Annotated in this window: 13 protein-coding genes; 6 read left to right on the plus strand and 7 right to left on the minus strand. The window is 59.1% G+C overall.

Annotated elements, in window-relative coordinates:
* Positions 1-36: 36 nt before the first annotated feature.
* From THALAR_RS16810 to petA, 3 genes are read right to left on the minus strand one after another with little or no spacing between them, the layout of a single operon-like run.
* Complete coding sequence (locus THALAR_RS16810) at positions 37-843, minus strand: cytochrome c1 (protein WP_021102803.1); 807 nt, start codon at positions 841-843, stop codon at positions 37-39.
* A 13-nt stretch (positions 844-856) separates the two neighbouring features.
* Positions 857-2200: a cytochrome b gene (petB, locus tag THALAR_RS16815; protein WP_021102804.1), complete on the minus strand. Its 1344-nt coding sequence runs from the start codon at positions 2198-2200 to the stop codon at positions 857-859.
* 14 nt (positions 2201-2214) lie between these two features.
* Positions 2215-2778, minus strand: coding sequence for a ubiquinol-cytochrome c reductase iron-sulfur subunit (gene petA, locus THALAR_RS16820; protein WP_021102805.1), 564 nt, complete (start codon positions 2776-2778; stop codon positions 2215-2217).
* A gap of 137 nt (positions 2779-2915) precedes the next feature.
* Here petA and THALAR_RS16825 point away from each other — a divergent pair, with 137 nt between their 5' ends.
* On the plus strand, positions 2916-3368 hold the full coding sequence (locus THALAR_RS16825; protein WP_040819142.1) for a TrmH family RNA methyltransferase: 453 nt from the start codon (positions 2916-2918) through the stop codon (positions 3366-3368).
* A 254-nt stretch (positions 3369-3622) separates the two neighbouring features.
* Here THALAR_RS16825 and THALAR_RS19045 read toward each other — a convergent pair whose 3' ends face one another.
* The 3 genes from THALAR_RS19045 to THALAR_RS16835 all read right to left on the minus strand — a co-directional run bounded on the left by THALAR_RS19045 (position 3623) and on the right by THALAR_RS16835 (position 6303).
* Positions 3623-3877, minus strand: a complete 255-nt coding sequence (locus THALAR_RS19045; protein WP_211264815.1) for a cupin domain-containing protein — start codon at positions 3875-3877, stop codon at positions 3623-3625.
* 245 nt (positions 3878-4122) lie between these two features.
* A complete protein-coding gene (locus THALAR_RS16830) occupies positions 4123-4536 on the minus strand; it encodes a hypothetical protein (protein ID WP_021102807.1) in 414 nt (137 codons plus the stop codon).
* 42 nt (positions 4537-4578) lie between these two features.
* Positions 4579-6303: a PHA/PHB synthase family protein gene (locus tag THALAR_RS16835; RefSeq protein ID WP_021102808.1), complete on the minus strand. Its 1725-nt coding sequence runs from the start codon at positions 6301-6303 to the stop codon at positions 4579-4581.
* A 374-nt stretch (positions 6304-6677) separates the two neighbouring features.
* Here THALAR_RS16835 and THALAR_RS16840 point away from each other — a divergent pair, with 374 nt between their 5' ends.
* From THALAR_RS16840 to THALAR_RS16860, 5 genes are read left to right on the plus strand one after another with little or no spacing between them, the layout of a single operon-like run.
* Positions 6678-7082 carry a hypothetical protein gene (locus THALAR_RS16840; protein WP_021102809.1) on the plus strand — a complete coding sequence of 135 codons (405 nt, stop codon included), beginning with the start codon at positions 6678-6680 and terminating at the stop codon, positions 7080-7082.
* Positions 7079-7723, plus strand: a complete 645-nt coding sequence (locus THALAR_RS16845) for a TetR/AcrR family transcriptional regulator (protein WP_021102810.1) — start codon at positions 7079-7081, stop codon at positions 7721-7723. Before THALAR_RS16840 ends, THALAR_RS16845 begins: the two co-directional genes overlap by 4 nt.
* Before the next feature lies 1 nt (position 7724).
* Positions 7725-8780, plus strand: coding sequence for an HlyD family secretion protein (locus THALAR_RS16850; protein WP_021102811.1), 1056 nt, complete (start codon positions 7725-7727; stop codon positions 8778-8780).
* Positions 8777-11557 (plus strand): ribosome-associated ATPase/putative transporter RbbA, encoded by a 2781-nt coding sequence (gene rbbA / locus THALAR_RS16855; RefSeq protein WP_021102812.1) that lies wholly within the window; start codon positions 8777-8779, stop codon positions 11555-11557. The genes THALAR_RS16850 and rbbA overlap by 4 nt, the downstream gene beginning before the upstream one ends.
* A 2-nt stretch (positions 11558-11559) precedes the next feature.
* On the plus strand, positions 11560-12684 hold the full coding sequence (locus tag THALAR_RS16860) for an ABC transporter permease (RefSeq protein ID WP_021102813.1): 1125 nt from the start codon (positions 11560-11562) through the stop codon (positions 12682-12684).
* Positions 12685-12715: 31 nt separating this feature from the next.
* On the opposite strand, the gene THALAR_RS16865 is transcribed toward THALAR_RS16860, so the two are convergent.
* The gene (locus tag THALAR_RS16865) at positions 12716-13360 is read right to left on the minus strand and encodes a DUF924 family protein (RefSeq protein WP_021102814.1); all 645 of its coding nucleotides are present in this window, start codon (positions 13358-13360) and stop codon (positions 12716-12718) included.
* Positions 13361-13437 lie beyond the last annotated feature (77 nt).

Raw genomic sequence — 13437 nt, forward strand, 5'->3', positions numbered from 1 at the left:
GGGGCGCGCCTTTTCTTGTCGGTTATGGGTTAGGACTTAGTCCTTGCGCTTGATCTTGGCCCAGATCCGCTTGTTGCTCAGGTAGAGCAGCACGGTCAGGATGATCAGGAAGAACACGCCGACAAAGCCTGTGCGCTTGCGGGCGTCCTGATGCGGCTCTGCGGTCCAGCGCAGGAAGGCTGCGACGTCTTCTGCCTCGCTGTGCAGGTCGTTGGAATGGCCATCATTGAATTCAACGTCTTCACCGTAGAGCGGCGGTGCCATGGCGATCCAGCCGCCCGGGAAGGCAGTGTTTTCGTAGAAAATGGTGCCAGCCTCTTCCTTTTCTTCACCTGTATATCCGGTGAGGACCGACGCGATGTATTCCGCGCCGCCGATACCCTTCACGAACTGGTTGATGCCGGTGCCCAGCGGGCCGTGGAAGCCTGCACGCGCCTTCGCCATCAAGGACAGGTCAGGTGCACCAGCCGTCTCCAAAGCCGGGAAGTTATCGGTTGGAAGCAGCGTCCGGTACTCTTCGAGGTCTCGGTCGAAAAGCTGAGGATTGGACAGCTCGTCGTTGATCGGGAATGCCGCGGCGTAGGCCTTCATCTGGTCTTCGGGCAGCGCGGGGCCGCCTTCATCTGCCAGCGTGCGCAAAGGCACGAATTTGAGGCCATGGCATGCAGAGCAAAGCTCCGTATAGATCTTCAGGCCGCGTTGCAGCTGGTTTTGATCGTAAGTGCCGAATGGCCCCTCATACGAGAAGGCAAAGTCTTCGGTATGACCCGCGTCACCGGCGGCAAATGCGCCGGTGGCCAAGGCAACGGCCGAGACGGTTGCGAGTGAGAGTGTCTTGAGCATTTGTATCTTCCTCTTACTCAGCAGGAGCGGGGACAGTGCCGGCGCTCTTGTCTTTGGCGGGATAGTGCGAGTCGAAGTCTTCCTCGATCGTCGCGGGACGTGGCAGCGGTTTCTCGATCACGCCAAGCAGCGGCAGGATGATCAGGAAGTAGGCGAACCAGTAGGCCGACGCGATCAGCGAGATCCAGTCATGCGGGAACTCTGTATCGCGTGCGCCGACCCACATCAGGACGAAGAAGTCGACAACCAGCAGCGCGAACCACCACTTGAACATGGGGCGGTAGCGACCGGAGCGCACCGACGACGTGTCCAGCCAAGGGGCCAGCGCCATAACGATGATGGCGCCGAACATGGCGGCCACACCGAAGAACTTGGCGTCCACGATGCCGCCCGTGACGAAGGATACCAGCTGCACGGCCCACACATCAGCGGTGAAGGCCCGCAGGATGGCGTAGAAGGGCAGGAAGTACCATTCGGGGACGATGTGCGCGGGTGTCGCCAGCGGGTTCGCCTCGATGTAGTTGTCGGGGTGGCCCAGGTAGTTCGGCATGAAGCCCACGATGGCCCAGAAGACGATCATGATGACGCCAAGCGCGAACAGGTCTTTCATCACGAAGTAGGGCCAGAATGGAACGGTGTCCTTGGCCGCGTCTTCCTTGGATGTGCGACGCACCTCCACACCGGTCGGGTTGTTGTTGCCCGTGGTGTGGAACGCCCAGATGTGAACGGCGACAAGGCCGGCGATCACGAAGGGCAGCAGGTAGTGCAGCGAGAAGAAGCGGTTCAGCGTGGCGTTGTCCACGGCGGGTCCGCCCAGAAGCCAGGTTTGCAGCATGTCGCCAACGCCGGGGATGGCGCCGAACAGGCCGGTGATCACGGTTGCGCCCCAGAAGGACATCTGACCCCATGGCAGCACATAGCCCATGAAGGCCGTGGCCATCATGGCAAGATAGATGATCATGCCGATGATCCAAGTGATCTCGCGTGGTGCTTTGTATGAGCCGTAGTAGAGACCGCGGAAAATGTGGGCATAGACTGCAACGAAGAACAGCGACGCGCCGTTGGCGTGCAGATAACGCAGCATGTAGCCGCCGTTAACGTTTCGCATGATGTGCTCGACCGAGGCGAAAGCCTGATCGACATGCGGGGTGTAGTGCATCGCCAGCACGATGCCGGTGACGATTTGCAGGACCAGACAGAAGGTCAGGACGATGCCCCAGATCCACATCCAGTTCAGGTTCTTCGGTGTGGGGATCATCAGGGTGTCATACATCAGCCCGACGATTGGCAGGCGAGAGTGAAGCCACTTCTCGCCACCGGTTTTGGGCTCATAATGGTCGTGTGGGATACCAGCCATAGTCGTTTTCTCCCTTAACCGAGTTTGATGACGTCGTCAGACGTGAATTGAGCGACCGGCACCAGCATGTTGAGCGGTGCGGGGCCTTTGCGGATACGACCAGCGGTGTCGTAGTGCGACCCGTGGCAGGGGCAGAACCAACCGCCGAATTCGCCAGCGTCGCCCAAGGGCACGCAGCCAAGGTGGGTGCAGACGCCGATCATCACGAGCCATTCGCCGTTTTCGTCCAGTGTGCGGTTTTCATCCGCCGCACTGGCTTCCGGGCCGAGGTTGTTGTTTTCCGCGCCTGTATCCGGCAGGTCGGAGAGGTCGACGGAACGGGCCGCCTCGATCTCTTCTTCCGTGCGGCGGCGGATAAACACCGGCTTGCCCAGCCATTTGACGGTCAACTGTGTGCCGGGCTCGATGCCGGACACGTCAACGTCGATGGAGGCAAGGGCCTGCACGTCGGCAGAAGGGTTCATCTGATTGACCAAAGGCCAAACAACGGCCCCTGTCGTTACTACGCCTGCACCCGCTGTCGCGTAGTACAGGAAGTCGCGACGGGTGGCGTCGCTGTGGTCGTCTGCGTGGGACACGAGAACTTCTCCCTTGTCGGACCGCTTGTGCGGCCGGTAAAATTGAAGAATCCGCACCGAAGGCGCAGGATATCGGCGCTAGATATATTCTAAGGTGCCTCCACGTCCACCCAAGAACGTCATGTAAGAGAAGCCATTTGTCGCACTTTGTCCAAATTGCCGCGTTTGAGCCCGATTTGGCCCCGAATCTGGGGTCTCTCGTGCGCTTGGGCGTCTGTTTTAATGCGCCCTTGCACGTGATCGAGCCCTGCGGTTTCCCGTTTTCGCTGAAATTGCTCCGCACGCGGGCGCTGGACTACGGCGAGCAGGCCGAATTGCACCATCACGACAGTTGGGACGCATTTGTTGCTGAAAAGGTAGGGCGATTGGTGTTGTTGACGACCAAAGGCGCGACGAATCTGTGGGATTTCGAGTTTCAGACGGGCGATTGCCTGCTGGTGGGACGCGAAAGCGCGGGTGTGCCGGATCACGTGCATGACGCAGCGGACGGCCGCGTGAAGATCGCGATGCCCGGCGGCGGGCGGAGTTTAAACGTGGCGATTTCGGCAGGAATCGCGATTGCGGAGGCGCATCGGCAGTTGCGGGGGTGAGCGTGTAGATGTCCGGTTTGAGCCCAATTCGACCGATGCTGCATGGCGCACGAACGGCAGATATCACGATGGAGCCAATAAACTTCAGCAACTGGTTAGGTTTTGAATGGCGTTTTTGGCGGTATCAATTGAGGTGATCCAGGCACATGCCAAAAAGGAGCGTTTTTAGCGCATAGGTGTGGTCGAAAGCTATTAGGCATTGTGCGAGACTTTGCGGTCGCTCGACATTAAGCGCCTACTCGGTTGTCCGTCCGTCAAAATGTTTGTGAGATGCCTCGGCATCTCCCTTGGTCTTGTGAAGGGTGCCTTCGAGATGCTTGGGGGCCGTAGATCGTGTAGAGACGCAAAGGTTCTGATCCAGTGTTTATGACGTTGTACTTTGCGCCTGCCGGAACGATTACTCCGTCGTCGGCCTTAACCAGGTTGGCGACACCGTCGATCCAGACTTCGCCATTGTCTTGCTCAAAACGAAAAAACTGATCACGATCCTCGTGAACCTCTTCGCCGATATCCTCGCGGGCTGGATCGCCATCAGGGCCAGTTGAGTGTTCTGACCAGTTTAGAGAACTTGGCGGAAGTAGTTGTTTTCCTCTGTCAGCTTTTCTGTGTCGTCTGCAAAGTGCTTCGTTAGAATGTCTCCTGTTAAGTGCATGATGTTATTATCTGGACGTGGTTTCCCCCTCTCAATACTACGCTGGTACAATGATGCGTCGACATCGATCAACGTCACAATTGCCACGTCGTGAGCAAGCAGTTAAGCACCGCTTTCAGACTCAGGATACTTGCGGATGTGTTTCCAGGCCACCAAAGATATGGCCGCCCAAACGGTTGTTCGCAGGATCATTGCCCCAACGGTGCGCATCTCGTATGCGCCGCCTTGCGCCATGTGCAGCCCAAAGGCGAGCATCACCAGAAACGTGGTGGCAAAAATACCAATTGATATCCAGACCGCCGGAAGATGCCGCAAATACAACCCGATTCCGGCGAGAATATAGACGAACCCTGCCAGAAAATTGAACCACAGCACGAAGGGCACCGCATTGCCGACAGCTGCGCGGGCACCTTCGCTGCCAAAAAGGGCCCGACCACCGGACAAAACCGTTAACAACCCGAAAATGATGGCCACGCCTGCCGCAATCAACAGGCTGGTATTTCGATTGGTGCTCATTAGCCTTATCCTCTGATGTGCCAAGCTCGGAAGTAGTGGTGCCTACTTTTGGAACACATATGTCCCCGGTGCATCGGTTATGGCCGTATAGCCCGCCTTTGGCGCGCCCATGGCAGGCGGTTTTGTCACTGCGCCTGAATGCCCGTCAAGCCATGCCACCCATGCTTCCCACCATGATCCGTCCTGCTTGTCGGTCGCGGCTTCCCATGACTGCGGATCTACATGGCGATCCATTTTACTCATGGTCCCGACCTGGAAGGATCGGCGCGGGTGGCCGACCCGGCTGACAATGCCTGCGTTGTGGCCGCCGCTGGTCAACGCAAAGGTCACGTCGGTGTCGGTCAGCGCCCTTATCTTGAAGGCTGAAGGCCAAGGCGCGACGTGGTCTTTTACCGTGCCGACCGCAAAAATCGGGGCGCGGATGTCGGTCAAAGAAACGGGACGGCCTTCGACTTTGAACCGCCCCTCGGCCAGATCGTTGTTCAGGTAGAGCTTGCGCAGGTATTCGGAATGCATCGCATAGGGCATGCGTGTGCCATCTGCGTTCCAGGCCATGAGGTCGTTCATGAAGGGCTCTTCGCCCTTCAGATAGCTCTGTGTCACGCGCGACCAAATCAGGTCGTTCGAGCGCAACATCTGGAACGCTCCGGCCATTTGCGTGGTGTCGAGGTAACCCTGTTTCCACATGACGCTGTCCAAGAAGGAAAGCTGGCTTTCATTGATGAACAATTGCAATTCGCCGGGTTCGGTGAAATCGACCTGACTGGCGAGCAGAGACAGTGACGCAAACGGATCGTCTTCCTCGCGCGCGATCGCCGCTGCCGCAATGGACAACAATGTCCCGCCGAGACAATAGCCGGTCGCGTGGATTTTTTGGTCCGGAACGATCGCCTTGATCGCGTCGAGCGAGGCCATCACACCCAGCTCGCGATAGTCCCCCATTGTCAGGTCGCGGTCATCCGCATCGGGGTTTTTCCACGAAATCATAAAGACGGTGTATCCCTGCCCCACAAGGTATTTCACCAGCGAGTTTTCGGGTGAGAGATCGAGAATGTAATACTTCATGATCCACGCCGGTACGATCAGGATCGGTTCGGGGCGCACGTTCTCTGTGAGTGGGGCATACTGAATGAGCTCGATCAACCGGTTGCGGTAGACGACCTTGCCCTTGGTTATCGCGACATCCCGACCCGGCTGGTAGTCCTCAGTGCCCTCGGGCGGGGCGTCAGCAATCATCGCCTGCAGGTCTTTGGCAAGAATCTGCGCGCCACGAACGAGGTTCTGGCCACCATCTGCGAGGGTTTGTCGTTGTATCTCGGGGTTGGTGGGCAGAAAATTGGACGGCGAGACCGTATCGAGAAGCTGCCGCATCAGGAATTGCAATTGGCGTTCGTGTGCGGCCGAGACGCCGGGCACGCCGGTCACCACATTGTGCCACCACTGCTGCTGAAGCAGGAAGCCCTGATAGATCAGGTTAAACGGTGGTGACTGCCAGGCTTCACCACTGAACCGGCTGTCCTGCGGTAGCGGCTCGATGCACGGCTCGGTCTTGTCAGTTGCGGTGGCGCATTTGGTCGCAAACTGCGCATACCGACGCGCCTTGTCGACCGCCTTTTCGGCAAGTTGCAGTTGTTTGCCCGGTGCTGCGGAAATGTGTGTGGCCCAGTCGAACCAGGCGCCCATCACTGCTGCTGGCGACAACCCATGTGTGAAACGTGCAATGGACGCGCTTGCGGCATGATCAAGGGTTTCATGGACGATAGACATTGCACCAGTCCCTTTGGGCGCGCGTATTTGCGCGCTGGAGTTTGCCTTTGGCAAGGCCGGTCTTTTTATATCCTGTCCATCGGATTCAACTGCAAGGGACAGGCGCTCGTCTGGTTCGCGGCGAACCCCCTTTGTCTCGGCCCTACTTTTGTCACCACCCTTGCGCAGTGAAACCACTGTATCCTTGCTTGCGTTATCCATGACTGAAGGCCCCCTAAGCATACATCGAAACGGTTTTGACAAAGATTGAAGCCCGAACCGCACATTGTGACAGAATCGTTTCGCTAAAAAGATAGTAATTGATTACTAACTAAACTCAAGCCATGCTGAGATCGAAGCGGAAATCCACCTGCCGTATCCAGAGGAGGGCAATCATGTTTACCGGCAAGTCGAATATCTCAGCGGGGTTCCTGTTCCTCACCTTGTTTATGCTCTATGGGTTTTTCCTGATTTACCTGCGTGATTTCGCCCCCGGCAAAGAACAATGGATCGCGGATTATGGTGTTGGAGCGCACTTTGAATCGCGGCTCGCCCATGTGCATGGCAACCTGTTTGCGCTGCTCAACATCGCGGTCGGTCTGGTACTGCTACGTTTCCCTCAGGGCTCGTCCCGCTGGATTTCCGGACTGGCGCTGGCGGGTATGTTAATGCCGTTGGGGATTCTGGCGGAGGTACTGTTTGGCGTATCACCGATCTTTGTCATTGTTGGCGGGGTTTCGATGGTTGTGGCCATGGGCTGGCTTTCTTTTGCGGTCTGGCAGGCGGAAATACGGCCATGAACACAAATGTCAGGCAAAAAAACCTGCCGGCTGAGGAACGGCGCAATGTCACCGTCGAAGCGGTGGTGGAGCTTGCGGCGCACACCAACCCAAGCGATATTACGACAGCCGCGATTGCCAAACACATGAACCTGACCCAAGGCGCATTGTTTCGGCATTTCCCAAACAAAGATGCGATATGGCAAGCTGTCATGAAATGGGTGGCCGAGCGCCTGCTGGCCCGGATCGACAAGGCCGCCGAAGGGGTCACATCGCCGCTGGAAACCATGCAGGCGATGTTTCATGCCCATGTGGCATTCGTTGCCGAACACCCCGGCGCGCCGCGAATGTTGTTTGGCGAGCTTCAGGGCGCAAAGGCCACGCCCGCAAAACTGCTCGCACGCGAGTTGATGAAACAATACGCCGCCCGTTTGAGCCGGTTGATCGAAGCAGGAAAAGCCTGCGGTGAGTTGCCGGACGAGTTGGAGACCAAGTCCGCAACCACGCTCTTTATTGGCATGATCCAGGGGTTGGTCATGCAGTCGCTGATCGCGGGCGACATGGAGCAAATGCGTGTCAACGCGCCGCATGTCTTTGCGATTTACCGGCGCGGCATTGAAACGGCGCAGCCGGCAAACCGCGGCGGAGAAGGAGTTTCTTAGTATGTCACGAAAACTGTCCATAGGTCTTGTATTAGCGGTGCTGGCGGCGTTTTTGGGCTTTTCTGCCTGGAAGGTGCTGCTGGCACCAAATGATCTGCCGCCCGAAGGGTTTGCGCGCGGCAATGGCCGGATAGAGGCGGATCTGGTCGACATTTCGACGCGCCTGACCGGACGTGTCGCCGAAATCACCGTGCGCGAAGGCGATCTGGTGCAACCCGGTGATCTGCTTGCTGTCATGGATACGAGCGAGCTTGAAGCGCAACAAATGCGCGCCCAGGCCGCTGTGGCAAGTTCGCAAGCGGCCGTGACGGTTGCCGAAGCTGGCGTGACACAGGCCGACGCAAGGCTTGCGCTCTCCCAAAGCGAATTGGCTAGGGCGGAAACGCTAAGCACACGCGGCATAGTGTCGGATGAGGAATTGGAAATCAGGCGCACCGAGGCGCAATTGGCCGAGGCAGGTCTTGCCGCAGCGCGCGCGGGTGTCGTCGCTCAACAGCGCGCGGTAGACGCCGAAAATGCGGCCCTTCGCGAAATCGAGGCGCGGATCGCCGATAGTGCGCTTTACGCACCTGCGGCGGGGCGCGTCCTCTACCGGCTTGCCCAGCCCGGCGAGGTGATCGGCAGCGGCGGCAAGGTGCTGACACTGGTCAGCCTTGGCGAGATCTACATGGAGTTCTTTCTGCCTGCCAGCGCCGCTCCGCGGGTTCGGCTGGGTGACGAGGCACGCATTGTGGTCGATATCAGACCCGATGTCTCAATCCCTGCCACGGTCAGTTTTGTAGCACCTCAAGCACAATTCACGCCAAAGCAGGTCGAGACCATTGAAGAGCGCGAAAGCCTGATGTTCCGTATTCGTGTGCGCATTCCGGCTGACCTGATTTCGGCACGGCTCACTCAGGTAAAAACCGGTGTGCGGGGCGTGGCGTGGGTACGGCTGGTCGGGCAGGACGGCACGGTGCCGGATTGGCCCGAAGGACTGACCCCGCCAGTGGCCACCGGCTTGCCGGTGCCGCTTGATGGCACCCCGACTGATGCCGAAGGTGCAGCCTCGCAATGACCCACTTGGATGTCTTGCCCGATGCCCCAAAACCATTGGCGGCAACCGTGCAACAGGTAAGCCACCGCTACGGCAAGGTTCTGGCGCTGGACGATGTCACGCTGGACTTGCCCGCTGGCCAGATGGTCGGGTTGATCGGGCCGGACGGAGTGGGCAAATCGACATTGATGGCGCTGATCGCGGGTGCCAAGAAGTTGCAGACCGGGCATGTCGAAACCCTTGGGGGCGCCATGACCTCTGCGCGGCATCGGGCCGATGCGGGGCGGCGGATCGCCTTCATGCCGCAGGGGTTGGGCCGCAACCTTTATCACGATCTGAGCATTCAGGAGAATCTGGATTTTTTCGGCAAACTCTTCGGGCTGGGCAAGGCCGAACGCGCGACGCGGATCGCTCGCCTGACCCGTGCTACCGGCCTTTCAACGTTCATGGACCGGCCCGCTGGCAAGCTATCGGGGGGGATGAAGCAGAAATTGGGGCTTTGTGCGTCACTGATCCATGACCCTGATTTCCTGCTTCTAGACGAACCAACAACCGGGGTTGACCCCCTTTCGCGGCGTCAGTTCTGGGATTTGATCGACACAATCCGCGCCGATCGCCCCGAGATGAGCGTGCTGGTGTCTACCGCCTACATGGAAGAGGCGGCGCGGTTTGGCCATCTGGTGGCAATGGAGGGCGGGCGCATCCTGGCGACCGGCAGCCCCGCCGATCTGATGGAGCGAACCGGAAAGCCCACGGTCGAGGCAGCCTATGTGGCCTTACTGGGCGGTGACAGTGCGCAAGAACCAGCGCCTGAAAAACCAGCACCCAAAGCCGAAATAGAAACGGGGCCGCCCGCCATTCGCGCCGAGGGTTTGACCAAGCGGTTCGGTGATTTCACCGCCGTGGATTCCGTCAGCTTCGAAATCGCGCGTGGCGAAATTTTCGGCTTTCTGGGCTCGAACGGCTGCGGCAAGACCACGACGATGAAAATGCTGACCGGACTGACCGAGGCGACCGAAGGCGAGGCGTGGATCTTCGGCCAGCCGGTCGATGCGCAGAATCTGGACACACGCCATCGGGTCGGTTTCATGTCGCAATCCTTCTCGCTTTATGGCGAACTGTCGGTGCGTGAAAACCTGCTTTTGCATGCGCGGCTTTATCATCTGGGCCGGACCTTGACCGCGCAGCGGCTGGCGGAACTGGTGCCGCGCTTTGGCCTTGAACCCTACCTTGATCAAGGGGCTGCTTCGCTGCCGCTGGGGGTACGCCAGCGCTTGTCGCTGGCGGTTGCGGTCCTCCATGGTCCCGATATCCTGATACTTGACGAACCGACTTCCGGCGTCGATCCACAGGCGCGCGATATGTTTTGGGACATGCTGCTGGAATTGGCGCATCGCGACGGGGTGACGATTTTCATCTCGACGCACTTCATGGATGAAGGGATGCGCTGCGACCGGATTTCACTGATGCATGCGGGCAAGGTTCTGGTATCGGACGCCCCCAAGGCGTTGATTGCCAAGCGCGGGGTCGAGACGCTGGAAGACGCCTTCATCGCCTATATGCTTGACGCCTCGGCAGCCGACGCGCCGATGGAAGAGGGCATGCTGACCAGCGCCGACGCGCCAGAGGCAGACACCGGCGCGCCGCGTTTCAGCCTGCAACGGCTCTTGGCCTATACCTCGCGCGAGGCGATGCAGGTGCGCCGCGATCCGGTGCGGCTGGTGTTTTCCTTTGTCGGCAGCGCGCTCTTGTTGCTGATCATGTCTTTCGGCATCTCCCAGGAGGTGCGCAACATCCCCTTCGCGGCATTCGATCAGGATCGCAGCCCCGAAAGCCGCGCCTATCTGTCGGGTTTTGAAGACTCGGCCTGGTTCCTGCAAGCGCCGCCCATTTCCGACGCGGTTGAGCTGGAGCGCCGGATGGAAAGTGGCGAGCTCGCGTTGGCGTTGCAGTTGCCGCCGGGTTTCGGGAAATCCCTGCGCCGCGGTGAAACTTCCGAAATTGCCGGGCTGATCGACGGTTCCGACACAAATCGTGCCGGCACAGTGGAAAGTTATGTCAAAGGCGCACATGCGCATGTTCTGTCCGAGGGTGCGCAATCGGCACTGGCGCTGGCCGATCTGGCCACGCCGCGCACCCCGAACGCGGCCCCGCCCGCGCAATTGATCCCGCGTTTTCACTATAACCCCGCGATGGAAAGCCTGCCCGCGATCGGCCCGTCGATCCCGCCGCTTTTATTGTTGCTGTTCCCCGCGATCCTGATGGCGGTCAGCGTAGCGCGTGAGAAAGAGATCGGCACGATCACGAACTTCTACGTCACCCCCACCAGCCGCGCCGAGTTCCTGATCGGAAAGCAATTGGTTTATATCGGTATTACCCTGTTGAACTTTGTGATCCTGACGGCACTTGTGGTCACGGTGCTGGGTGTGCCGCTCAAGGGCGATCCGATGACACTGGTGCTGGGCGCGTTGCTCTATGCGGTGGCGGCGACGGGCTATGGGCTGGTCGTGTCGATGCTGACGAAAACCCAAGTCACGGCTGTCTTTGCGGCGGCGATCCTGTCGGTTATGCCGACGCTGCAATTTTCCGGCATGATGACACCTGTGTCGTCGCTGGAAGGGGCCGCGCAGATCATGGGCACGTTCTGGCCAACCACGTGGTACATGGGGATCAGTGTCGGGACCTTTACCAAGGGCTTGGGCCTGTCAGAGCTTGCGGGCCACCTGCTGCGCCTCGCCGCCTTCGGGCCGATTCTGACGTTGCTGGCCGTGCTGGCCCTTCGCAAGCAGGAGCGCTGACCATGCGGCAGCTGACAAACATCTTCTGGCTTGCGGGGAAAGAGCTGAAAAGCGTGCTGGGTGATCCGGTGATGGTGATCCTGATCCTGTGGTCCTTTGTCGTCGCCGTCGTGCTTGAGGCAAGCGGCGCGGGCGACACGGTCTATAACGCCGCGATTGCCATTCTGGATGAGGATAATTCAACCCTCACACGGCAGTTGACCGGCGCGCTTGGCCCGCCATGGTTCCAGCCGCCGGTGATGATTGCAGCCGATCAGATGGCCACGGAAATGGATGCCGGTCGGATCATGTTTGTGCTCAGCTTCCCACCGGGGTTCGAGGCGGATGTGCTCAGGGGCCTTTCGCCAGCGGCGCAGCTTGACGTGGATGCAACAGCGGTCAGTCAGGCGCAGCTTGGCACCGACTATCTCGTCAATATCCTGACCTCTGAGACCCGCGCGTTTTTGTCAGGTAGCCCCGATGCACCCGAACCCGCCATACAGCTGGAACTGCGCCGCGCCTTCAATCCGAATGGCAATCCGGTCTGGTTCAAGGCAATGTCGTCCCTGCTTAATCAGCTCTCCTTGCTGACCATCGCGCTGACCGGTGCAGCAATGCTGCGCGAGCGCGAACAAGGCACGATCGAACATCTGATGGTGATGCCGCTCACGCCGTTTGAAATCGCGCTGTCCAAGGTGTTGGCAAATGTCGTGGTCGTTCTGGCCGCCTTCACGCTGTCGCTGACCTTTGTCGTCCAGGAATTGTTGCAGGTTCCCGTGTCGGGCTCCGTGCCGCTGCTTTTGGCGGGAACGGCAGTCTATCTGGCCGCCGCAGCCGCGATTGGCATGTTTCTGGGCACAATGGCGCGCAGCATGGCGCAATTTGCGCTGTTGGTGATCATGGTGATAATACCCATCATCATGCTGTCGGGCGGCATGGGTGCCGTTGAGAGCCAGCCCCACATCGTGCAGCGCCTCACGACGGTGCTCCCCTCACGCCATTTTCTGGCTTTCGCCAAAGCGGTAGTGTTTCGCGGAGCAGGAGCCAGCGCCGTCTGGCTCGTACTGTCGCTCATGGCGGGGCTGGGTATGGCATTTTTTCTGGCAAGCCTCGCACTGTTCCGGCGGTCCATGAATATGTCGGGCTGAAGCTTTGCGTGGCATTGGCTGCGGTCGCACTTTACTGAAACGCCTTGGTATGGGGGAACTGACCTTCGGCGATATATGCTTCTTCTGCGGTGGTCGATTTGCGGTTCAGGATTTTATTGCGATGCGGATGCCGCCCGAACGCGGCAATGACTTTGCGAACGTCGCGGGCTTGGGTGACCAGAGAGAAATAGATATCCCGCAGTGGGGCCGGTGCAACTGCGGCGATGTCTTGGCGCAGGTTGATCAACTTGTCGATACGCTGCAAATGATCGGGGCCTTCGCAATGGCCCAATGGCAGGCCAAATACAATCTGGAACCAAGGTGTTTCCAGAGACGCATAATGACCGTTCAAAAGGCCCTCGGTTACCAGCGATACGGCATGTGGGTCCTGCGCAAAGGCGCGCGCATCATCGCGCCAGACAGAGCGGGAGAACTGATCAAGGAGAACGATCAACGCCAGCCGTCCATGGGGCTCTCGCGCCCAATGTTCAAGATCGCCCTGCGCCGCCATTGCGGTCAACTCTGAGAATTGCGCCGTGATTTCGTCATCCGCGCCGCCCTGCATGCGCCAGCGCCAATGCGCATGGTGCGCCTGTGTATCCACACTCAGAGAGCGCCCTTCGGGAAACCAGAAGTCTAGAACATCGCCCCATTCCTGACGGTCTTGGATAGTCATCTTGGCACCTCTCATTGCGAAATTCCGGCAAGCATACTACCCGCGTCGGTTGCTCTCTGTCTTATCACAAGAACCCG

Source organism: Litoreibacter arenae DSM 19593, from assembly GCF_000442275.2.
In the GTDB taxonomy this organism is placed as follows: Bacteria; Pseudomonadota; Alphaproteobacteria; order Rhodobacterales; family Rhodobacteraceae; genus Litoreibacter; species Litoreibacter arenae.